This is a genomic window from Bacillus sp. LR--39, from assembly GCF_053613335.1.
In genome coordinates this window covers 1-833 of the sequence record NZ_JBSIOT010000612.1, presented here as the reverse complement: position 1 = coordinate 833, position 833 = coordinate 1, and the positions used below count along the sequence as shown (strand labels likewise).

1 protein-coding gene is annotated in these 833 nt (G+C 46.3%); it reads left to right on the top strand.

Features of this window, described 5'->3' with window-relative positions:
* Positions 1–47: 47 nt before the first annotated feature.
* Positions 48–833 (top strand): ribonuclease YeeF family protein (locus ACWHAR_RS25300; protein ID WP_452088213.1); only part of this gene is annotated, 786 nt, incomplete at its 3' end.

Sequence of the window (833 nt, the reverse complement as noted above, 5' to 3'; positions counted from 1 at the left end):
CGAAAACATATCATCTTCCATGAAATAAAACGCGGGAGGACAAGGGATTGAAAACATTAGATGTCCACGCTCTTCACGAGGGCATTCAGCATACGATTGAGAAACTGGACAAGCAAAAACACCAGCTGGAGAAGCTGGAAAAAAGTGTTGAGCATCTGGCAGGCATGAAGGATGCGCTAAAAGGAAAAGGAGGAGATGCCATCCGGACCTTCTACGAGGAGTGCCACAAGCCTTTTCTCCTTTTCTTTGGTATGTTTATCGACGAATACAAAAAAGTGCTGAAACAAACCCAGCATGCGATTTCCTCAGTAGAATCTGACTCCCGCGGCATGATCGCAGAGGCTTTTCTCTCACACGACGCAAGACACGGGGTCAAGCATGCACGAGAAGTGACAGAACAGCTCACTGACGCAGTCAATCGCCAGACATCAGCCATCGGCCACATCGTCAGCTTGCCGGCAGTCAATGATACCTTTTTCCGAATGGAAACAGAACAGGCTGAGCGACTGATTACAGACACCCTGCATAAGCTCTTTCAATTTGACGGCCAGCAAACCCAAGCACTAGAAACAGCAAAATCAGATTTTCAAACGATGAAAAAATACATCGATCAGCTCGAAACCATGTACACTGGGCCGAAAATTGAAATCACAGGCTACAAAAGCGGCTCCATCCTGAAATCACAGGAAGAAGAAAACATCAACCAAACCTTCGGCGCCAATAACCCGCAAATGAAGCAGGCGGATGATTCACCGATGGAGATGATGCTGAAGAAACTAGCCGAGAATGAAAAGTCTAAAGTGGATTCAGTTGTCAAAACGGGTCATTCTAAA